Origin of the sequence: Granulibacter bethesdensis CGDNIH1 (assembly GCF_000014285.2) — a bacterium.
GTDB classification, from domain to species: domain Bacteria; phylum Pseudomonadota; class Alphaproteobacteria; order Acetobacterales; family Acetobacteraceae; genus Granulibacter; species Granulibacter bethesdensis.
The window spans coordinates 1,655,739-1,676,731 of record NC_008343.2 but is presented as its reverse complement, the minus strand read 5'-3'; the positions used below and the strand labels follow the sequence as shown (position 1 = coordinate 1,676,731).

Annotated in this window: 15 protein-coding genes; 12 read left to right on the top strand and 3 right to left on the bottom strand. The window is 58.2% G+C overall.

Annotated elements, in window-relative coordinates; all coding sequences use genetic code 11:
- Positions 1-116 precede the first annotated feature (116 nt).
- Positions 117-2,234: a TonB-dependent siderophore receptor gene (locus GBCGDNIH1_RS19995; protein WP_043454085.1), complete on the bottom strand. Its 2,118-nt coding sequence runs from the start codon at positions 2,232-2,234 to the stop codon at positions 117-119.
- Positions 2,235-3,418: 1,184 nt separating this feature from the next.
- Between GBCGDNIH1_RS19995 and GBCGDNIH1_RS19985 the strand changes: the two genes are divergently transcribed.
- A complete protein-coding gene (locus tag GBCGDNIH1_RS19985) occupies positions 3,419-5,101 on the top strand; it encodes an alginate export family protein (protein WP_011632195.1) in 1,683 nt (560 codons plus the stop codon).
- Between the two features lie 207 nt (positions 5,102-5,308).
- Positions 5,309-6,847 carry a GAF domain-containing protein gene (locus tag GBCGDNIH1_RS19980; protein ID WP_050748439.1) on the top strand — a complete coding sequence of 513 codons (1,539 nt, stop codon included), beginning with the start codon at positions 5,309-5,311 and terminating at the stop codon, positions 6,845-6,847.
- A 23-nt stretch (positions 6,848-6,870) separates the two neighbouring features.
- Here GBCGDNIH1_RS19980 and GBCGDNIH1_RS19975 read toward each other — a convergent pair whose 3' ends face one another.
- Positions 6,871-8,010: an Mrp/NBP35 family ATP-binding protein gene (locus GBCGDNIH1_RS19975; RefSeq protein ID WP_011632193.1), complete on the bottom strand. Its 1,140-nt coding sequence runs from the start codon at positions 8,008-8,010 to the stop codon at positions 6,871-6,873.
- Positions 8,011-8,353: 343 nt separating this feature from the next.
- Between GBCGDNIH1_RS19975 and GBCGDNIH1_RS19970 the strand changes: the two genes are divergently transcribed.
- The 7 genes from GBCGDNIH1_RS19970 (at position 8,354) to GBCGDNIH1_RS19940 (ending at position 16,522) form a co-directional block, all read left to right on the top strand.
- Positions 8,354-9,931 carry a DegQ family serine endoprotease gene (locus GBCGDNIH1_RS19970; RefSeq protein ID WP_011632192.1) on the top strand — a complete coding sequence of 526 codons (1,578 nt, stop codon included), beginning with the start codon at positions 8,354-8,356 and terminating at the stop codon, positions 9,929-9,931.
- A gap of 296 nt (positions 9,932-10,227) precedes the next feature.
- Positions 10,228-11,730, top strand: a complete 1,503-nt coding sequence (locus tag GBCGDNIH1_RS19965) for a carbohydrate porin (RefSeq protein ID WP_125911015.1) — start codon at positions 10,228-10,230, stop codon at positions 11,728-11,730.
- On the top strand, positions 11,727-12,557 hold the full coding sequence (locus GBCGDNIH1_RS19960) for an ABC transporter ATP-binding protein (protein ID WP_011632190.1): 831 nt from the start codon (positions 11,727-11,729) through the stop codon (positions 12,555-12,557). The genes GBCGDNIH1_RS19965 and GBCGDNIH1_RS19960 overlap by 4 nt, the downstream gene beginning before the upstream one ends.
- Positions 12,554-13,435 carry a branched-chain amino acid ABC transporter permease gene (locus GBCGDNIH1_RS19955; RefSeq protein ID WP_011632189.1) on the top strand — a complete coding sequence of 294 codons (882 nt, stop codon included), beginning with the start codon at positions 12,554-12,556 and terminating at the stop codon, positions 13,433-13,435. The genes GBCGDNIH1_RS19960 and GBCGDNIH1_RS19955 overlap by 4 nt, the downstream gene beginning before the upstream one ends.
- 18 nt (positions 13,436-13,453) lie before the next feature.
- Positions 13,454-14,413: a branched-chain amino acid ABC transporter permease gene (locus GBCGDNIH1_RS19950; RefSeq protein WP_011632188.1), complete on the top strand. Its 960-nt coding sequence runs from the start codon at positions 13,454-13,456 to the stop codon at positions 14,411-14,413.
- On the top strand, positions 14,410-15,747 hold the full coding sequence (locus GBCGDNIH1_RS19945; protein ID WP_011632187.1) for an ABC transporter substrate-binding protein: 1,338 nt from the start codon (positions 14,410-14,412) through the stop codon (positions 15,745-15,747). Before GBCGDNIH1_RS19950 ends, GBCGDNIH1_RS19945 begins: the two co-directional genes overlap by 4 nt.
- 16 nt (positions 15,748-15,763) lie before the next feature.
- A complete protein-coding gene (locus tag GBCGDNIH1_RS19940) occupies positions 15,764-16,522 on the top strand; it encodes an ABC transporter ATP-binding protein (RefSeq protein WP_011632186.1) in 759 nt (252 codons plus the stop codon).
- Between the two features lies 1 nt (position 16,523).
- Here GBCGDNIH1_RS19940 and serB read toward each other — a convergent pair whose 3' ends face one another.
- Positions 16,524-17,396: a phosphoserine phosphatase SerB gene (gene serB, locus GBCGDNIH1_RS19935; protein WP_043454071.1), complete on the bottom strand. Its 873-nt coding sequence runs from the start codon at positions 17,394-17,396 to the stop codon at positions 16,524-16,526.
- 47 nt (positions 17,397-17,443) lie between these two features.
- On the opposite strand from serB, the gene miaA reads away from it, so the two are divergent.
- The 3 genes from miaA (at position 17,444) to ilvN (ending at position 20,928) form a co-directional block, all read left to right on the top strand.
- Positions 17,444-18,403 carry a tRNA (adenosine(37)-N6)-dimethylallyltransferase MiaA gene (gene miaA / locus GBCGDNIH1_RS19930; protein ID WP_011632184.1) on the top strand — a complete coding sequence of 320 codons (960 nt, stop codon included), beginning with the start codon at positions 17,444-17,446 and terminating at the stop codon, positions 18,401-18,403.
- A gap of 87 nt (positions 18,404-18,490) precedes the next feature.
- On the top strand, positions 18,491-20,323 hold the full coding sequence (locus tag GBCGDNIH1_RS19925) for an acetolactate synthase 3 large subunit (protein ID WP_011632183.1): 1,833 nt from the start codon (positions 18,491-18,493) through the stop codon (positions 20,321-20,323).
- Positions 20,324-20,352: 29 nt separating this feature from the next.
- Positions 20,353-20,928, top strand: coding sequence for an acetolactate synthase small subunit (gene ilvN / locus GBCGDNIH1_RS19920; RefSeq protein ID WP_025286919.1), 576 nt, complete (start codon positions 20,353-20,355; stop codon positions 20,926-20,928).
- Positions 20,929-20,993 lie beyond the last annotated feature (65 nt).

Sequence of the window (20,993 nt, the reverse complement as noted above, 5' to 3'; positions counted from 1 at the left end):
CTGACTAACAGTTTAATGTGTTCATTTTAATCGTAAAATCAGAACGATTAGCGTGTGGATTAAGTGCCGGAGCATGCAGTTTTCTGTTGCTCCGGCGCTTTTCCGGTCAGGCGAGGTCAGAAGTTGAAGGTAATATTGCCGAACACGGTACGTGGAGAGCCGGGCATGATGCGCAAGGCCCCGAGACTATTGGCATAGTAGGTAGCATCCGTCAGATTGGTTGCATTCACTGCCAGCTGCACATGTTGCGTCAGCTTGTAGTAGGCCAGCGCATCCAGCGTGACATAGGAGGGCAGAATGATGCCGCCATCATTGCTGGTGGCAGCCCGGTTGCTGCGATAAATCACCCCGGCCCCGACCCCAAGACCTTTCAGCGGGCCGGTCTGGACTTCATAGACATTCAGCAGGGACAGGGTATGCCGTGGCACATTGATCAGCGGGGTGCCGTAGGCAAGCTGTGCATCCTTGGTCACCATGGCATCGGTGAAGGCATAGCCGCCAATGACCTGCCAGCCGGGGGCGGGCGATCCGGCGATGGCAACGTCGAAGCCCCGGCTGCGTGCCTCGCCGGCAGCGATATTGAAATTGGCGTTGGTGGGATCGACCGTCAGCACATTGCTTTTGTCGATGGTAAACAGGGCCGCCTGAATGCTCAGCCGGTTGTCGATCAGATCGAGCTTGGTGCCAACCTCATAAGCCGTTCCCTGTTCCGGCGCGAAGGCCGTGCCGGAAGCACTGACGCCGCTATTCGGCTTGAAGGATTGAGCAACACTCGCATAGACCGATGCGGCATTGGAAACTTCGTAAACCAGTCCGGCACGCGGTGTCGGCACCAGATCCGACTGGCTGGTGGTGGTGTTCCTGTTCTGCAACACGATCTGCTGATTGAAATAATTCAGCCGCAGCCCGAGCAGGAATTTGAGCCGCCGGGTGAGATCCATCTGATCCTGCGCCACCAGCGCGCCGCTATAACTCAACTCCTGCGTATCGTTCGTGATGCCGAGCGGGGGTGTCAGGCCGGTATAAACCGGATTGAGCACGTTGATGAGATCCGGAAACTGCTTGGCGTTGGAGCTCATGAACAATTCGCGCTCGGTATAGCGTTCGAATTCGGCTCCCAGCAGCAGCGTATGCCGCACTCTTCCGGTGGCGAGATGGCCGGTGGCGTAGGTTTGGGCGATCAGATCGTTCCAATGATAGTCACGATACCGGCGGGAGCGGGACATCAACACGGAGTTGGCGGGCAGGCTTGCCCCCTCGGTCGCAAAACCGGTGAGGGCACCGTCCATGACCTGAACCCCGCCACGCAGGCTCCAGTTCTGATTGAATTGATGATCCACCCTTAACTGGATAACAGCGCTTTTGTTGCGGATCAGCTTGTCATCCGGTTCACCGAGGAAGGTGGAGATGGGTACCGGGCCAAGCTGGTTATTGATGGGCACGACGCCACGATCAAACGTCGCATCTGCCTGCATCAACTGGGTTTCCAGCGTGACGGTGGTGTTGGGGGAAGCACGCCAGCTGAGCACAGGGGAGACAACCTGGCGGTTGCTGTGAACCGTGTTGCGGAAACTGCCGCTGCGTTCGCCGGCAACATTCAGGCGATACAGCAACGTGTGATCGGCGTTCAGCGCTCCGGTCGCATCGACGCTGCCGCGTGCGAGGGCGTAGCCGCCGAATATGCTGTTGACGCTGACGGCGGATTGATCAAGCGGCTGTTTGGTTTCGATATTGAAAGTGCCACCCGGATCGCCACGACCGAACACCAGGGCTGCCGGACCACGCAGCAGATCGACATTCTGGATAGTGGATGCGTCCGGCATCGGCTGATAACCACGCGCCCCGGCAGCAAAGCCGTTGCGGTAATATTCGGAGGTCGCAAAACCGCGCACCACGTAATTATCGAGCGACAATCCACCAAACGTATTGCCGACATCAAAGCCGCCACCATAGCGCAGCGCGGTATCGACGCGGGTTGCGGCAAGGTCTTTCATGACCTGATCTGGCACCACGGTCACGGACTGCGGCACATCGCGGACGGGTGTATCGGTTCTGGTGGCGCTGCGTGTCACCGGGATCAGAAAGTCCTGCGAGGGCGTGGTATGGACCTGTTTTCCCCCTTGGCCGGATACGGACAGGGTCGGAAGTTCAGGACTCTCTGCTTCCAATTGCTGGGCGACGGCCAGGCCGGGCATGGCGGCAATCCAGAGCAAGGACAGGGATGGAAGTCGCATGTGCCATGCAACCGGCTGACGATCGCGAGGAATGGGACGAAAGAGGGATGACATCGTGGTTTTCGCTCAAAAGGCGGCTGCATCAGCATGATGGCGCTCTGGCCAGTCACGCGGTTCATGCCGCAGGAAGCCGTGACAACAAGGCGGATCAGGCGATTGCCTGTATCCGCCGGATGAAAGGAGAATCACGATGCGGAAAAAGGAGGCGCCCGTGCGCGGGCCAGAAGCAGAACATGTGTTGACAGCGTATCATCTGATACAGGCCACACGAGGCGGACAGAGTATGTGTGGCTGAATGCGGCCAGCCTGATTTCCGCTGCAGGAAAAAGGACAGGCATGACGGCAAGGCGGCAGATCGGACAGCCGTCATGGCCGTGGCAATCCCCGGCGGGTATATCGGGGAGGGAATCCGGATCAGCAAGCTTATGGCCGGTAGGGATTTCCCTCGTGTCCGAAGGTATTTTTGAAACACCATGCGTGGTGTCTGCACTTCGATGCGTGCAAAGGGGGCTCTGTGGCGTGAAGGTGTCATGTCTGGCCGCATGGAGTGCCCATGCGTAGGGATGGATGGAAGGCCAGGCTACCCAGACAGGTAAGACAAGCTGAATGAGAATGACCAGGGCAGCAAGACAGGAAAAACGGTTTTCTGCCCGCTTGCCTCTGGCCCTACACAGCATCAATGTCCTCGCTGCCAGAATAAGCACCAGCCTGGCATGGCCTGCCACAGCATCATACTGTGGAAATGCCTGTGGTGCAGGGTAGGAAAGGGCACCTTGTTTTTCATAGGGCCGCTTTAATCATTTTTAATCTTTTCGCCAATGAGAATTATTCGAAGCAAGTCAATTATTTCGGTCTCGTGCTGAACAAAAACACCCTTTATAAAATACGATCATAAATTGTTATTTGTGACTTTATTGCAACTATTTGGATCGTATTTTGATGTGAATATGGAATGAGATTGACATAATTTGAATAAAAAATATGACATCTCGCCGTCAGGTTCAGTTCACTCATATGGTTGAGCAAGCCAGTTGTTGAAATTTTATGTCGCGATAATCTGTTGCGCCATAGAAACAAACTATGCGTGAGACCTGACGGTCTGGATCGGGCTTTATTGAAGTTTCCCTAAGCGGCGGCAGTGACCAATCACGGCCGCCGGGCGGTAAAACAGGAATTACTTTGTCATGTCGAAGGTCTTCAGGACGCGCGGCGTCAGCCGTCTGCCCCGGATGTCTGTGCCTGGATTGTTGTCGGTGGCTGGTCTCAGCGTGGCATCGTCATTGTGCCCTGTGCAAGGATGGGCGGCTGATCAGCAGACAACAGGAAACCGCGTTTCCTCAACCCTCGGCAGTGCGCCGGACATCTCGGCTGATCCTGAACTGGTGAAGCTGCAGAAGAACAAGCCGGGCCAGATCCCCACCGTGCATCAGGGGCCATGGGGCGTATTCAATGCCGAGGCCGGGGTGGCTGCCGGTTTCGGCCCCGTGGCTCGCTATGGTCAGGTTCGCTGGGCGGAGGACTGGAGCTATCTGCGTAATCCGTCCCTGCGCAGGGATTTCTTCGATCCGCTAAAATTCGTCAAACTGAATGATAGCGGCTCCATCTACGTTACGTTCAACGGCAGCGAACGTCTGCGTAATTTCTTCGACCAGGCACCGTTTTTTGGATATCAGTCGAAGAAAAGCTCTGATCGTCTGCTGTTGCGCAGCCAGTATGGTGCCGATGTGCATCTGGGAGATCATTTGCGCATTTATACCGATGTCATCAGTGGCCAGGCATGGGGGCATAATTATTTTGGCTATGGGGGCACCCAGCGCACCAATATGGACTTTCTGAACCTTTTTGCCGAAGTGAAGGGTAAGGTTCTGGGCGGTCAGGGTGGTATCATTGTCGGCCGGCAGCAGTTTCTGGACGTGCCGAACTATATGATTTTCGATCGCGGCAACCCGAATATCCCGCAGAGTTGGGAAGGTGTGCGGGCCTATAATGTGTGGTCACGCTTCCGCGTCGACGTGTTCGACTTCGTCTCCGTTGATGAAAGCCGCTCCGGAGCATTCAAATTCCGTGAATCCTGGGGGAACCGGCTGTGGGGTGCGTATGGCAGCTACGCCCTGCCCAGCTTTAAATTCCTCGGCAAATCCAGTCAGATCTTCGCCGATCTGTACTACATGGGCTATCTGGTGAATGGCTCCAGTGCCTCGATCGCCAATGCCAAGGTGGGCGGCACTGCTGCCGGTACGACCCATCGCGACAATGTCGGCGTGCGGTTCTGGGGTAAGGCTGGTCCGATAGAATTCAGCCTTGGTGGTACCTATCAGGGTGGCGAGTTCCGGCCCAAAGGAAGTGGCACCACCCGTCCCGTTGAGGCTTTTGCCCTGAATAACGTCATCGCATGGCGGTTCAGCAAAGTGTATGGTACGCCTTCCCTCGGGATACAGGCCGACTATTACTCTGGGGGTAATTATAACGATAAAACCGGTAGTATCGGCACGTATATCGCGCCTTTTGGTCCATCGACGAGCTATCTGGACTCATCCACCTATCTGGCGCCGGGTAACCTGATTTCCGTGGGGCCGAACCTGCTTTGGGTGCCGCACAGCGCCGTTGCCATCCGTGCGCGCCTTCCGCTCAACTGGCGCGCCAACACGGATGATACGGTCTATGGCACCAACCGCATCTATCCGCCGCGCGGCAATTTGCAGGGTGGGTTCATCGGTTTCAATCCCCAGCTTTCCGTGGCGCTGCGGATTGACCAGCATCTGACATTCACCAACGATTTCGCCCATATGTTCCTGTCGGACGGCATGCGCAAGGTCGGTGCCAAAGATGGATTTTTCTGGCTGAGTACGCTGGAATACCGTTTCTAATTCCAAGTCAGTCATGACCACCAAGGGTCCGGCATACGTGCCGGAGCCTTTTTTATATTGCGCCTAAAGAAATAAGTTCCCGGCTCACTAACTGTTCATCATGATGCGATAGCCAGAAGCAAGTGAAGCCTGTATACATTAAAAAAATAATACGGCTTGGCGGCTACCTTCAAGAACGGTTATCCCCAGATGCCTCTGCGACAAGAGATGCTTCCCCTGACCGAGTGTGATCGTGAACCGATCCACATGCCCGGTGCCATACAGCCTCATGGTTTTCTGATCGCGGTCTCACGTCTATGGAACGTGACGCATGTGTCCGCGAACATTGCCGACTATGTTCCGGCATCGGCTTCCAAGGTGTTGGGCGCCTCCCTGATCACGTTGTTGCCACCGGAAACGGTTCATGCACTGCGGGGTGCCGTGCAGATGCTGGGCAGTGCCGCAATGACGGAGCGTCTGTTTGGTTTGAAGCTCCACCATGATGCAGAGTCCGCGCTTTATGATTTTTCCATCCATATCATGGCCGATACTTATGTGATCGAGGCCGAGCCATCGGTATGCGGCAAGAGCGGCGGGAGTGATGTTTCCAGCACCGTCAGGATGATGTTCGGACGGTTACAGCAGAGCCGGGGCATAGCCCCCCTTTTTCAGGAAGCCACGCGGCAGATTCGTGCCCTGACCGGTTATGATCGTGTCATGATTTATCGTTTCGCCGAGGATGGATCGGGGGAGGTCGTGGCGGAAAGTCTGCGTTCCGGCACAGAATCCTGTCTCGGTCTGCATTATCCGGCCACCGACATTCCGCATCAGGCGAGGACGCTGTACGAGCGCAGTTGGCTCCGTCTGATTGGTGATACAGAGGACCAAACCTGCCCCCTTCTGTCTCTGCCGGAGCAGACGGAACCGCTGGATATGTCCCTTTCCACTTTGCGGGCCGTGTCGCCGGTGCATGTGCAGTATCTGCGTAATATGGGCGTGGTGGCTTCTGCCTCGATCTCGATCCTGCGCAGCGGGCAGTTATGGGGGCTGATTGCCTGTCATGCCATGCGTCCGCTCTGGCTTGCCGCAGACCGCCGGGCGGTCATGGAGATGTTTGGCCAGATGTTTTCCCTGCTGCTGGACAGCCGGGAGGGGGAAATCCAGCAGGAGCGTGATGAGCGTCTGCGCGACTTGCTGGAAGATTTGTTGCCTGCACTGCGGGAGCAGGGTGGAGGCGGATTGCGGCACCATCTGGCCGCGATAGCCGATATGGTTTCGTGTGACGGTGTGGCAGTCGTGCTGAGCGGCGCTGTATCAGCGTATCAACTGGTTCCTTCAGAGGCTGCGATCATGACGCTGGTCGGTTTGCTGGATCATGCACGGCGTGGCGAGCTTTATGCCTCTGCGCGGATAAGGACAGTGTTTCCCGCGCTTGCGCAATATCCACACTTTCCGCCCGGTGTGCTGGCCGTCCCGCTTTCTCCTGAAGGGTCTGATTATCTGTTGTTTTTCCGGCAGGAAACCATCAGCACGGTTACATGGGCCGGTAATCCACATGGCGGCAAATTACAGGGTGAGGACGGCACCCTGTCTCCGCGCAGCAGCTTTGCCGCATGGACGGAGACGGTTGAAGATCAAAGCCTCGTCTGGACCGCAACGGATGTCAGAATCGCTGCAAATCTCCGTGCCGGATTGATGGATATTCTGTTGCGGCGTCCTGCCAGCGGGCAGCACGGTGGTCAGCAGCGAGGTGGGCAGGGCCTGTAAAAAACTCTTCCTGCCGTACCTGCTTATTGAACAACGATTTTAGGGCCACTCTGCCGTTTCGAAGGGATTTTTGCCCAGATTCTCCGGGCAAGCTCGGAGAAAGCCTGCGCAGCCTGACTGGCCGGTGCTGCGGCAACCACAGGCGTTCCGGAATCCGCCGCTGCACGGATATCGAGCAGCAGGGGAATTTCACCGAGAAAATCGGTCCCCAGCCGTTCTGCTTCTTCCTTCACCCCGCCATGAGAGAAAACTTCGCTGCGATGGCCGCAATTGGGGCAGCAGAAATAGCTCATATTTTCCACGATCCCCAGCACCGGCACATGAGTTTTGCCGAACATGGCAACCCCCCGCCGCGCATCTGCCAGCGCCAGATCCTGCGGTGTGGAGACGATGACCGCCCCCGCCAGCGCTACACGCTGCGCCATGGTGAGCTGCGCATCGCCGGTACCGGGGGGCATATCGACGATCAGCACATCCAGATCACCCCACGCGACCTGTCCCATCATCTGTTCCAATGCGCCCATGACCATCGGGCCACGCCAGATCATTGCCTCGTTCTGATCAACCAGAAAACCGATCGACATGGCCTTCAGGCCCCATGTCTCGATCGGGATCAGCCTGCCATCCCGGGCTTCCGGCTTGCGGGTTTCCCCAAGCAGCAGGGGCAGGCTCGGCCCGTGAATATCGGCATCCAGCAGCCCGGCCTTCAGTCCCATTTGTGCCAGAGCCACGGCGAGATTAACCGCGACAGTGGATTTGCCGACCCCGCCTTTGCCGGACGCTACCGCGATGACGGCTCCAACCTCTGTCAGCAGTCGTGGTCGGGGTTGGGCGCCCTGACCATGGCCGGGACCATGGCCGTGCGCTGCCTGTGCGGTGGTGGGCGGGACGTCGTGATGCGCGGTCAGTACCACGGTGGCATTGCGAATACCGGGCTGGCGTGACAGCACGGTTTCAGCAGCCTTGCGCACGGTTTCCATCTCTGCCGCCCGCTCCCGCGTGGCACGCAGGGCCACCTGTACCAACCCGTCACGGCTTTGGATACTGTCGATCAACCCGGCGCTGACAATATCTTTCCCGGTTGCAGGATCGGTGACTGCACGCAGCACCTCCCTCAATTGCGCGTCCGGCGGCGTTCCGTGGGGGGAGGGGGTATCGTTCATAATTGATGTTCCTTTGCGCTCAGGCCTTTGCGCTCAGGCTGTTTCCGGGGCGTTGCCGCGGGATAGGCGTGGCAGCCGCCCTTCGCAAGAGCAAGATTGCACAAGTAGGGTGGCAAGGGAGGCATAAGCCATTTTTCTGCCTTGCTCCCTTTGTTTCTGGCAAGACCTGTTTTCTGCAACTTGCAGCAGAAGGTACTACTTATGAGTGGGAAGCTCGGAGAACAGTTTCCTGTCTTCGTGACCCTTGCCCGTCTTTGGCGCCACGCGCAGAATTGGCACCAACAGGTCTTTGAATGACGGCGTATCTGGCGCCTGAACAGTCTACCGGAGGATTATCTGGTCCATGACTTATCCTACCCCCCTACAGACCGAATCGCATCCAGCCGACAAGGCATTGCAGCGCCGGAGCCGTTGCCTGCGGGCAGGGCTGGCTCTGGCGGCGATGATCCCGCTGGCAACAGGGCTGGTTCCGGGCGGTTTGCCGCTTTATCCCGCCATGGATGCACAGGCGCGCGAAGCACCCGCCAGCTTTGCCGATCTGGCTGAAAAGCTGCTTCCGGGGGTGGTCAATATTTCCTCCACCACGACCATTGCCCGTGGGCCGGAAGGCCCGGGACCAGATATGCCGCAATTCCCCCCGGGATCCCCGTTCGAGAAATTCTTCCGCGACTTTATGAATCGCCATCCCCTTCCCGGCCAGCCACATGGTGGAGAAGAAGGAGCACCGCGCCGGGCGCAAAGCCTCGGTTCCGGTTTCATCGTCGATGCGAAGGAGGGAATCGTCGTCACGAATAATCATGTGATCGACGGGGCGGACGAAATCACCGTCATCCTTCAGGACAATACCCCGCTCAAAGCGAAAGTGCTGGGCCGGGATGAACGGCTCGACATTGCTGTCTTGCAGGTGACGTCGCCCAAGGACAAGCCGCTGACCGCCGTACAGTTCGGCGATAGCGACAAGGAGCGCGTGGGGGACTGGGTGCTGGCGATCGGTAACCCGTTTGGTCTGGGGGGATCCGTCACCGCTGGTATCGTTTCGGCGCGCGGGCGCGATATCCATCAGGGGCCGTATGATGATTTCATCCAGACGGACGCCGCCATCAATCGCGGCAATTCCGGTGGTCCGCTGTTCAACATGGATGGGCAGGTGATCGGCATTAACACCGCCATTTATTCGCCCTCCGGCGGTTCCATTGGTATCGGCTTTGCTATTCCCTCGAAGCTGGCACAAAACGTGGTGGATCAGATCCGCAAATTCGGTCGTGCCCGGCGTGGGTGGCTGGGGGTGCGGATTCAGCAGGTCACGCCGGAAATTGCTGAAAGTCTCGGGCTGAAGGAAACCAACGGCGCCATGATTGCGGGCGTAAATGAGGGCGGTCCAGCGGACAAGGCCCATCTTCAGAACGGCGACATCATCCTGAAATTCAACAATCAGGATGTAAAGGATATGCATTCCTTGCCACGTATTGTGGCGGAAACCCCGATCGACGAGACCGTGCCGGTGGTGGTATGGCGCGGCGGCAAGCGGGTCACGCTGGATGCCCGCGTCGGTGAAATGCCGGATGATGTCAAACAGGCTGCCGCGGAAAAGGCCAAACCCGGCAGTCATGACAGCGCCCAGCTTGTTATCAGGGAACTCGGCGTGACGGTTGCGGCCCTGTCGCCGGAGGTGCGGGAGCATTTCAATCTGCAGGGTGATCAGAAGGGCGTGGTGATCGCCAACATTGCTTCCGGTTCGGCAGCGGAGCAACGGGGCCTGAAACCGGGCGATATCATTGTCGAGGTGCAGCAGGAACCGGTGGCTGCACCGAAGGATATCACCCAGCGTCTGGAAGCCGTGCGTAAACAGGGCCGTAAATCCGTTCTTCTGTTGATTCAGGGACAGGACGGTCTTCGCTGGGTACCGCTGCCGCTCAGCTGAGCGCGGGATTGCCTGTGCCCTGCGGGGGAGAGGGTACAGGAAGGTTATGGAGCCGGCTGGTTATCGCCAGCCGGTTTTTTTTGCGGATAAAGCACTATTTTTATTCGTTATATAATATTTTTACGAAAATTTTATAAATCAGTATTGACGTAAATTCTTCGTTGATTTAACAAAATAAATATCACAGATATGAATGGTTAATTTTACAATGAACAACCTGTGTAGGATGTAATTTTCACGCTTCGGCGTGTGATCAGCTATCCGATCCTTATCTTTCTGAAAAAGTGTGTATCCCCATGTCATTCCAACGGGTACGTGATCGCGTACGCGCCAGCTCCCGCCTTGCCGTAACGCTGCCACCGGTCGCTCTTGGGTGTGTATTGATGGCCGGACCCGCCATGGCGCAAAGCTCCGGGACCACCAGATTACCCGGTTCCGCCATCTCTGATGCTCCCAACCCACGTGTGGTGCCGGGTCTGATCAAGCCGATCCAGACCAAAGAGATCAGGAATGATGAAGGTCCGCTGGGACCGCTGGCCCGCACTCTGCTGAAGCGTGGTATTTCCTTCCACGTCTCCCTGTTCGATTTCTTCAGCTCCAACCCGAGTGTTGGTCAGGATACCGGCAATACGGTCAATTCTACTTACCTGCTGACAGGTGCGGATTTCGACCTCGACAAAATTCTGGGCATCCACCATGCAAGGCTGCATTTCGAGGAAACATTTTTTGGCCTCCGTGCGAATAATATAGAGGCCACAAAGCAGTTTTCAGATAGTAGCACAGGATATCAGACCACCTATAACCTGCGTTCTGAACAGTTATCGACACTGACTTATGAGCAGACGTTTTTCAATGACCGTCTGAACATCGAGCTGGGGCGTACGCATCCGAACCGCTTCTTTGCCTTGCCGACCTGTCAGACACTGAACAGCTGCTACAACAATATTCTCTATCACAATGCCGGGTATATCTCGCCGCTTTATTCAATGTGGGGTGGTCGCGTCAGTTATGCACTGACACCCACCACTTATATCGAGGCAGGATCATTTGCGGCCCATCCGGATGCCAATGCCCATAGCGGCTGGGATTGGGGGCAGGAGCCTAATCCGGGTGCGCTGACATTGGTCGAGATCGGCCACAAGACCGGATATGAGACGCAATTATATCCCGGTCGATATTCTCTGACCGGTTTTTATAATTCCAGTTCTCATCCGGATAATGACACGACTGCTTATGGACGGTCTCGGGGGCTCAATCCGGGCGATCCGGTGCGTAATCAGCATGGCACGCAGGGAATTGTCATCAACACCGAACAGGTTGTGTGGCGTGCGGATGGTGGACATCCGGATGCTGACAGCCTGCGTCCTTCAAAATCCAATCCTGCAGCGATTTCGCTGTACAGTGGATTGGGATATTCCTTTGATTCAACAGTACCTTTTCAGTCCGATTTGTTTGTGGGTGCCAATCTGCACGCACCTTTCGCATCACGGCCTTATGACCGTTTTGGCGTCAAGTTGCGCTGGGTGCGGATGAACGGCAGCTTTGCCCGCTATCTGGCGGAGGCAAATGCGGAGGCTGGCGGATCAGGAGCCGGTTTTTCTCGTGATAAGGCGATTTTCGAAATCAACGCTCATGTACAAGTGTTTTCGGCCATCGCGCTGGAGCCGGTGGTGCAATATGTGCTCAATCCTGACAGCTATTATAATCCTTATTCGGCCCGACGCCCGCGGGATGGGTGGTATGTCGGTGCTGCCCTGATCGTTCCGGTCGGCGCTATACTGGGGCTGAAGCCGCTATGAGCACGTGCGAACAGAATCATCCCATTCTGTCGCTGGAAGGTATTGGCCTGAGCTTTGGCCGGGCGGTGGTGTTGTCCGATCTGTCCTTCACGGTCGGGCGACAGGAAATCCGGGCCATTATCGGACCAAATGGTGCGGGTAAAAGCTCGCTGATCAACATCATCAGCGGGTTGTATCAGCCTGATCATGGTATGATCCGCTATGATGGCGTGCCATACCGGCGCATGCGGCCGGAGCGTCTGGCAGCGCAGGGCGTGGCGCGCACTTTCCAGAATCTGGCCCTGTTCGGCGCGCTGAGCGTGCGGGAAAACGTGTTGCTCGGTTTGCGTGGAGTGACGCGGCCCGATGTGAAACCGGCCTCTGTTCTGGCGGAGTTTTTCAATCTGCCTCATGCACGGCGTATCCGCGACCGTGGCCGGGAGGAAACCGATATCACCCTGCGCCAGCTTGGCCTGTGGGAGATCGCGGATCGCCCCGCGGCCTCCCTGCCTTATGGGCTGCGTAAGCGGGTAGAACTGGCCCGCGCCCTGGTGGCCCGTCCGCGTCTGCTGCTGCTTGATGAACCGTTTGCGGGGATGGAAGCACAGGACCGGCATGAACTCGCTGCCCTGATCCGTCATGCGCATCAGGAGCGTGGCGGTGCTATTCTGTTGATCGAACATGATATCGGGCTGGTGCTGAGTTTCGCGGATCGGGCTGTGGTCTTGGATTACGGGCGGCTGATCGCGGACGGCACGCCTGCCGAGATCCGTGCCGATCCGGCTGTGCTGGCTGCCTATTTGGGGCAGCGCAGCCATGAGGCAATCCAACAGGAGAGGGCGATATGAGCTTTTTTCTGGCGGTTCTTACGGGCGGTCTGCTTTCCGGCGTGATGTATGCATTGGTCGCGCTGGGGTTTGTGCTGATCTACAAGGCATCGGGCGTGCTGAACTTCGCGCAGGGCAGCATGCTGCTGTTTGCGGCGCTCACCTATGTCAGCCTGGTCGAGCGTGGCCTGCCGGTCTGGCTGGCTGTGCTGGTGACACTGCTGGCCTTGATCCTGTTGGGCAGCGCCATTGAACGCTTCGTGCTGAGGCCGTTGATCGGGCGTCCTTCCATCGTGTTGTTCATGGCGACTCTGGGCGTCAGCTATTTCATCGAAGGTGCTTCCCAGCTTGTCTGGGGTTCTGATGTACACGCGTTATCGCTGGGGATTTCGGATAGCCCGGTTTCCCTTGGAGGGGTGCTGGTCAGCAGGCTCGATCTTGTGGCGGCGGCTGTGGCCGGTGTGCTGGTCACGGTGCTGGCCCTGTTTTTCCAGTACACGCCAGCCGGTCTGGCATTCCGCGCCGTCGCGGATGATCAGCGTGCGGCACTGGCAATCGGCCTGCGCCTGACACGCATCTGGGCGCTGGTCTGGGCGGTGGCCGGTGGTGTCGCACTGGTGGCCGGGTTGCTGTGGGGCGCACGCCTCGGGGTTCAGTTCTCGTTGTCGCTGGTGGTGCTGAGGGCGCTGCCGGTACTGGTGCTGGGCGGGTTCGGCTCCATTCCGGGGGCTATTGCAGGTGGCCTGCTGATCGGTGCCGCGGAGAAGTTGGCGCAGGTCTATCTCGGCGATGTGCTGGGGAACGGTATCGAAAGCTGGTTTGCCTATGTGCTGGCGCTGGTGGTTCTGCTGATCCGTCCGAACGGGCTGTTCGGCGGCGGTGCGACGCAGCGTGTGTAAGACAGGGAAAAGCAGACAATGCTCTCATATATCTGTGATGCGGTGATCCTGCCGTTCCTGTCGCTCTCCATCGCTGCGCTGGGGCTGACAGTGGTGACGGGGCGAGCCGGGCAGTTATCGCTGGGAACCGGGGCATTTATGGCCATCGGCGCCTTCGCGGCCTATGATCTGGATGCCTATGTGCCGGGTACGCCGCAACTGGTCAGTTTGCTGTTCGGTGGTCTGGTGGCGGCGGCTTCTGGTCTGGTCGTGGGACTTCCCAGTCTGCGCCTGCGTGGTTTCTATCTGGCTGTCACCACATTGGCTGCGCAGTTTCTGGTGCCATGGTTGCTGACCAATATCGGCTGGTTTTCGCTGGATGATCCGTCCGGTGTGCTGAGTGCACCGGTGTTGAAGATCGGATCGTTTGTATTCGATACGCCCGTGGCACGGGCTGGTTTTGCTGCTGTAGTAGTCGTGGTGCTGACAGCGGTGCTGCTGCGTCTGTCCCGCACAAAGGCCGGACGTGACTGGATTGCCGTGCGAGATATGGAAACCGCGGCCACTGTAGTGGGTGTTCCCGTTCTTCGTACCAAGCTGACAGCCTTCGCCGTTAGCTCCTTTTTCTGCGGTGTAGCTGGTGTGTTATGGGCTTTTGCTTATCTGCGTACTGTTGAGCCAGCCGGGTTCGACCTCAACCTGTCTTTCCGCATCCTGTTCATCGTCATTATCGGTGGCGCAGGTTCTTTTGTCGGAGCATTTTTCGGCACGGCTTTCATGGTGGCAATGCCGCTGCTGCTCTCACGTCTGGCAGATTATATCGGCGGTGGGGTCATTGATTCCGGTCAACTCGCCAATATCGAAAAAATGCTGATTGGCGGCCTGATCGTTCTGATTCTGATCCGTGAGCCGGACGGCTTGTCCGCCCTGCTGCGCCCACGCCAGGCTACGCGCAAGCTCAGCCTTTCAAAATCTCTCTCTCAGGAAATAGTGTCATGAAGAAAAGTTCTTTTGTACGCTCTGCTGTTGCCATATTGGCGCTGGGGACTGGTTTGGCGTCCTCCTTTCCCGCATGGGCCGATGAGCAGTATTTCCCGCTGCAAACCTATCGCGTCGGGCCTTATGCGGCGGGCGGCACTGGCGGGGCTGGTGGCTATATCGACTATCTGACGCTGATCAATGAGCGTGATGGTGGGGTGAACGGTGTAAAACTGACCTGGAGCGAATGCGAAACCGGATACATCGTGGAAAAAGGCGTTGAGTGCTACGAGCGTTTGAAAAATCATCGACCCCCGCCGACGGTCTGGAATCCGATGAGTGTCGGTATCGCCTATGCGATGCTGGAGCGTGTGGCGAAGGACAAGGTGCCGATGTTGACGCTCAATCATGGTCGTACCGACACGACTGATGGTGCGGTGTTTCCTTATGTCTTTCCGTTGCAGCTGAATCCGTGGAGCGAGACCTCCGCGATCGTCAACTATATCGGTCAGCGTCTGGGTGGGGCCGACAAGTTGAAGGGCGCGAAGATCGCGGTGCTGTATCACGGCTCCCCTTACGGCAAGGAGACGATTCCGATTTTTGCTTTGCTGGCAAAGAAATTCGGATTCAGCGTAACAGAGATCGAGGTTCCTGATCCGGGCAGTGAGCAGCAATCCCAGTGGTTGCAGATTCAGCGGCTGAAGCCTGATTTCGTGGTTCTTCGCGGGTGGGGTGTGATGAATCCGGTGGCCCTGCGTACGGCCGTGCAGACCGGATACCCGGTTGATCACGTCATCGGCAATGTATGGAGCAATTCCGAGGAAGATGTGCGTCCGGCAGGGGATGCAGCAAAAGGCTATGTCGCAGTGACGACACATCCGGCAGGGGATCAGTTCCCTGTTCTGAAAGAAATCAGAGAGATTGTTTACAAAAGCGGAAAGGGTAATCTTCAGGATCAATCCCGTATCGGCAGCGTGTACCACAATCTTGGCATCATCAATGGCATTCTGACGGTTGAAGCCATTCGCACGGGCCAGGCAAAATTCGGCCATCGCACGTTGACGGGAGAGGAAGTGCAATGGGGGCTTGAGCATCTCAAGCTCGACGATGCCCGTATTGCGCAATTGGGTGCAACGGGGCTGATCCAGCCGATCACACTGTCCTGCGCTGATCATGAAGGGGGTGGCGCTGTGCGTTTCCAGCAATGGGACGGCACGAAATGGACGCCGATCACGGACTGGATCCATGCGGATCGCGCCTTGCTGCGGCCTCTGATTGAGAAGTCAGCCAACAATTACGCCCGTACTCACAACATTACACCGCGTGACTGCAAGGCGCTGGACCAGCCTTCCTGAAGGAGGAACGGGGATTATGAGCCGGACACAGTTGTTACAGGCAGAGCATCTGCGTGTCGTCTATAACGATGCGATCCTCGCGCTGAAGGATGTTTCCTTCAGCGTCGAGGCGGGGCATGTCGTGCTGCTGCTGGGTGCCAATGGTGCGGGCAAAAGCACGGCGTTGAAAGCAGCGGGCGGCCTGCTCGCCGCCGAGCGTGGCAAGCTCGAACGGGGGCGTATCCTGCTGGATGGTCTGGACATAGCCGACCGCGCGCCGTTTCAACTGGTGCGCTCCGGCCTGGCCCAGGTGCTGGAGGGGCGGCATTGCTTCCCCTCCCTGACGGTCGAGGAGAATCTGCGCACTGGCGCTCATGCGGTGGGTGCGGGATGGAAAGAATGGAAACGCAGGCTGGAACTGGTCTACACGATCTTCCCTCGCCTGCGGGACAAGCGGCAGGTTGCCGCTGGACTGACATCGGGCGGGGAGCAGCAGATGACTGCGATCGGCCGGGCCCTGATGGCCTCGCCCCGCCTGCTGCTGCTGGATGAGCCATCGATGGGCCTTGCCCCCTCGGTCAGTGATGAGGTGTTCAGCCGTTTGCAGGATTTGAACCGGGAAGGGGTTACCATTCTGCTCGCCGAACAGGGGGCGGAGGCGGCGCTGGAGATCGCCCATGATGTCTATGTGCTGGAACACGGCCTCGTGGCGCTGCATGCCTCGCCGGAGGATGTCCGTCGCAGTGGCGCACTCGCCGCGCTTTATCTGGGGGAAGAACTGGAACAGGCGGCGTAAGTCACAGCACATAGCCCTGCGCGAACAGGGCAGCGCGCAGGCTGCCATGGGTAATGCGGTTCGGGATTGCCTGCGTTACCGCTGGCCGGGCATGAAAGGCGATGCCAAGACCAGCCGCTTGCAGCATCGGCAGATCGTTCGCCCCATCGCCGATTGCAAGGCAATCAGCGGCGGTCAGGCCCAAAGCTGCGGCATGATCCAGCATGATCTGTCTTTTGCGGTCGGGATCGAGCACCGGTTCACGCAGCAGCCCGGTGAGGCGTCCCGTTTCAATCAGCACCTCATTGCCATGATGTGCGTCGAACCCGGCCAGTGAGGCTGCCTGTGATGTGCAAAGCATCAGGCCGCCGGAGATCAAAACCGTATATGCTCCGTGCGCCTGCATGGTGCGGACCAGCAGATCAGCCCCTTCATTCAGCGTGATCGTGCGAATGATGTCGCCGATGGCATCTACCGTCATCCCCTGCAAAAGAAGGATGCGGCGGCGAAGGGATGAGGCGAAATCAATCTGCCCCTCTACACTGGCTTGGCTCAGCGCGGTGACTTCGGCGCCACACCCGTGCAGGGCGGCGATCCGGTCGAGCGTTTCTCCCACCACGATCGTGCTGTCCATATCGGCTGCCAGCAGGCGTTTACGGCGCGGCAGGGCGGCGGATTGCACCAGATGGTCGATCCTTGCCTCATCCAATGTATGGAGCGGCAATAAAGGGCGGAGTGTTTCCGGTGACAGGGGAGAGGACCATTCGACGGCTTCTCCGGCCGCCAGGACACGTAGGGTGCCCCCACCGGTGGCGCGCTGCGTTGATTCCACCAGATCATCCGGCAGACTTCCCGGCTGTGCCGCAATGAGCATCACGATGCTTTCAGAGTTCATCTCAGCTTCACCTTGCATGGCCGGGCAATCATGACAGAAAAGCGGGTATGAAGGAAAAACGTGCTCTGTTTGTGGCCGGTCCGACCTGTAGCGGCAAATCCGCCCTTGCTCTGGCAGTGGCGGAGAGGCTTGGCGGCACGGTCATTAACGCCGATTCCATGCAGATCTACCGCGAATTGCGGATTCTGACCGCTCGTCCGGACCAAGAGGAAGAGGCAAGGGTACCGCATCGTCTGTATGGCGTGCTCCCCGCGTCTCAGCCTGGCAGTGCGGCATGGTGGCGGGATCAGGCCATAACAGCGATGGAGGAAAGCTGGCAGCAGGGCCGGCTGCCGATTCTGTGCGGCGGGACGGGGTTGTATTTTCACGCCCTGATGCATGGTTTCGCCGACATCCCCGATCCGGGAGAAGAGGCAAGGCAGGAGGCGCGCAGCTTGCTGGCGGAGCTTGGGCCGGAATCGCTGCACGCCCGTCTGGCAGAGGCGGATCCAGCCACGGCAGCACGGCTGAAACCGCAGGACAGTCAGCGTATCGCCAGGGCATGGGAGGTCTGGCGTGGCACGGAATCAGGTCTGTCAGCCTGGCAGAATCAACCCCCTCGACCTTTGCCTGGCTGGGACTTCGCCGCCATCCGGATCGACCCGCCGAGAGAGGAATTGCGGCAGGCCATCACGGCACGGTTGCATGGGATGCTGGACAATGGGGCACTGGCCGAGGTAGAGGCCCTCCGCGTTCAGGCACTGGACCCGTCTCTGCCGGCGATGCGGGCGCATGGGGTGCCGGAGTTTCTGGCTTTCCTGCGCGGAGATATCTCCCTGCCTGAGGCCATGCAACGCGCGGCTCAGGCGACGATCCGCTACACGAAGCGGCAGGCGACATGGTTTCGTAACCGTCCGTTCGTGAAACCCCCCTTTCTGTATACGATTGATGCGCGAATTGCGTCATTTCAGCAACTTTCAGAAAGAAGTATGGCTGATATGCTCAATTTTATTCGTGCTTTCCATTGACCCGGACACCCTGAAACGATTACCTCTCAGCCTTCGCGCGATTATACCGGGTATCTGTGCGCCGGTCCGCCGAGGGGTTAGTCGAACATGTCCGAAAGCATACCGGCGGCAACGCCGTCCGATCCTTCCCAGACGGAGGCTCTGCCCGGTGCGGAGCTTCTGCTTCGTGCGCTGAAGGATCAGGGTGTAGAGGTTATTTTCGGCTATCCCGGCGGTGCGGTGCTGCCGATTTATGATGCGCTGTTCAAGCAGAATGACATCCGCCATATCCTCGTGCGTCATGAGCAGGCGGCGGTGCATGCTGCGGAAGGCTATGCCCGCAGTACGGGCAAGGTGGGTGTGGTTCTCGTCACCTCCGGTCCCGGTGCCACCAATGCGGTGACCGGTCTGGTCGATGCGCTGATGGACAGCATTCCTCTGGTGTGCCTGACCGGTCAGGTGCCGACCCATCTGATCGGCAATGATGCGTTTCAGGAGGCCGATACCACCGGTATCACGCGCCCCGCGACGAAGCATAATTATCTGGTGCGCTCCTCTGCCGATCTGCCGCGCATCGTGCATGAAGCCTTCTATGTCGCCCGCTCCGGCCGTCCCGGCCCGGTGGTAATCGACCTGCCTAAAGATATCGTGATCGGCAAGGCGACCTACACCGAGAAATCCGAGAAACCACATCGTTCCTATCGCCCGGTGACGCAGCCTGATCCGGCCCGCATCGCTGAGGCCGTGGCGATGATGAAACGTGCCAGGCGCCCTGTCTTCTATGTCGGGGGGGGCGTGATCAATGCCGGGCCGCAGGCATCGCAGACCCTGGGTGATCTGGTGCGCCGCACCGGCTTCCCCTGCACCACCACGCTGATGGGTCTGGGGGCTTTCCCGGCGAATGATCCGCTCTCGATCGGTATGCTGGGCATGCATGGCGTGTACGAAGCCAATATGGCGGTGCATGGCTGTGACCTGCTGATCAATATCGGTGCGCGTTTCGATGACCGTGTGACCGGGCGGCTTGATGCGTTCAGTCCCTTCGCTCGCAAAATTCACGCCGATATTGATCCGTCGAGCATCAACAAGAATGTGCGGGTGGATCTGCCCATCGTCGGTGACGCAGGCCGCATCATTGAAGCGCTGCTGACGGGCTGGATGGAAGACGGCACCGAGCCTGAAAAGGAGGGTCTGGCGCAGTGGTGGCGGCAGATCGACGAATGGCGGGCGGTGGATAGCCTGAAATACACCCAGTCTGGCACGCGGGGTGCGATCATCAAGCCGCAGCACGCCATCCGCCGTCTGTATGAGATCACCCGTGAAACCGGGCGTGAGACATTCATTTCCACCGAAGTCGGTCAGCATCAGATGTGGGCGGCCCAGCATTTCCGCTTCGATGCGCCGAATCGCTGGCTGACCTCAGGCGGCCTCGGGACCATGGGGTATGGCTTGCCTGCCGCGATGGGTGCCCAGATCGGAAATCCCGATGCGCTGGTAATCGATGTTGCCGGTGAAGCCAGCATCCTGATGAACATTCAGGAAATGGGTACGCTGGCGCAATATCGCTTGCCGGTGAAGATTTTCATCCTCAACAACGAATATATGGGGATGGTGCGCCAGTGGCAGGATCTGCTGCATGGCGGCCGTTATTCCGAAAGCTACAGCGCTGCTCTGCCGGATTTCGTGAAGCTGGCGGAAAGCTTCCATGCTGTCGGGCTGCGCGCCAAGACTATTGACGACCTCGACCGTGTTATTCACGAAATGCTTGCCACGGACAGGCCGGTGATCGCCGATATTCTCGTCGATCAGAAAGAAAACGTATTCCCCATGATTCCCTCCGGCGCAGCACATAACGAAATGCTGTTGGGCCCTGAACATAACGACCGTGCCCGTAATGAACAGAGCGGCGGGATCACCGATGAAGGCATGATGTTGGTCTGATCGAAATGTCCAGGAACATGCCCCTCCTTATGAAGGATCTGCTGCGCAACCAGTCTCAGGAAGGTAGCGCAGCGCAGAAGCAGCACGATGCCGGTGCCTATCGCACCGCACTGATCTCCGTGCTCGTTGACAATGAAAGCGGCGTGCTGGCACGGGTGATCGGCCTGTTCTCCGGCCGTGGTTACAACATTGACAGCCTGACTGTGGCCTCGGTCGAGAGCGATGATGGTGTTTATGCAGGCCGTAGCCGTATTAACATCCTGACCTCCGGCACCGAAATGGTGATTGAGCAGATCAAGGCGCAGCTCGACCGTCTGGTTCCGGTCCATCGTGTGATGGATCTGACCATGCAGGGGCCATATCTGGCCCGCGAACTGGCGCTGATCAAGGTCGTGGCGCATGGGGAAAATCGGGTGGAGGCGCTGCGTCTGGCCGATGCCTTCCGCGCCAAGGTCATCGACGCCACACTGGAAAGCTTTGTGTTCGAGATGACTGGCGATCCGGACAAGCTGGATGCGTTCCTGGAACTGATGCGCCCGCTTGGTCTGGCAGAAGTATCACGTACCGGCGTTGCGGCTATTCTCCGCGGCGCGGGAACGATCTAGAGAACCACCTGCCGTCCCCTGTTGATCGGGAACGGCCTGACTGAATTGCTGGCTGGCTTTCCGGG

Bases quoted from the DNA above. Each gene is read 5' to 3' on its own strand.
- GBCGDNIH1_RS19995 (WP_043454085.1), bottom strand. From the start codon at position 2,234: ATGCGACTTCCATCCCTGTCCTTGCTCTGGATTGCCGCCATGCCCGGC.
- GBCGDNIH1_RS19985 (WP_011632195.1), top strand. From the start codon at position 3,419: ATGTCGAAGGTCTTCAGGACGCGCGGCGTCAGCCGTCTGCCCCGGATG.
- GBCGDNIH1_RS19980 (WP_050748439.1), top strand. From the start codon at position 5,309: ATGCTTCCCCTGACCGAGTGTGATCGTGAACCGATCCACATGCCCGGT.
- GBCGDNIH1_RS19975 (WP_011632193.1), bottom strand. From the start codon at position 8,010: ATGAACGATACCCCCTCCCCCCACGGAACGCCGCCGGACGCGCAATTG.
- GBCGDNIH1_RS19970 (WP_011632192.1), top strand. From the start codon at position 8,354: ATGACTTATCCTACCCCCCTACAGACCGAATCGCATCCAGCCGACAAG.
- GBCGDNIH1_RS19965 (WP_125911015.1), top strand. From the start codon at position 10,228: ATGTCATTCCAACGGGTACGTGATCGCGTACGCGCCAGCTCCCGCCTT.
- GBCGDNIH1_RS19960 (WP_011632190.1), top strand. From the start codon at position 11,727: ATGAGCACGTGCGAACAGAATCATCCCATTCTGTCGCTGGAAGGTATT.
- GBCGDNIH1_RS19955 (WP_011632189.1), top strand. From the start codon at position 12,554: ATGAGCTTTTTTCTGGCGGTTCTTACGGGCGGTCTGCTTTCCGGCGTG.
- GBCGDNIH1_RS19950 (WP_011632188.1), top strand. From the start codon at position 13,454: ATGCTCTCATATATCTGTGATGCGGTGATCCTGCCGTTCCTGTCGCTC.
- GBCGDNIH1_RS19945 (WP_011632187.1), top strand. From the start codon at position 14,410: ATGAAGAAAAGTTCTTTTGTACGCTCTGCTGTTGCCATATTGGCGCTG.
- GBCGDNIH1_RS19940 (WP_011632186.1), top strand. From the start codon at position 15,764: ATGAGCCGGACACAGTTGTTACAGGCAGAGCATCTGCGTGTCGTCTAT.
- serB (WP_043454071.1), bottom strand. From the start codon at position 17,396: ATGAACTCTGAAAGCATCGTGATGCTCATTGCGGCACAGCCGGGAAGT.
- miaA (WP_011632184.1), top strand. From the start codon at position 17,444: ATGAAGGAAAAACGTGCTCTGTTTGTGGCCGGTCCGACCTGTAGCGGC.
- GBCGDNIH1_RS19925 (WP_011632183.1), top strand. From the start codon at position 18,491: ATGTCCGAAAGCATACCGGCGGCAACGCCGTCCGATCCTTCCCAGACG.
- ilvN (WP_025286919.1), top strand. From the start codon at position 20,353: ATGAAGGATCTGCTGCGCAACCAGTCTCAGGAAGGTAGCGCAGCGCAG.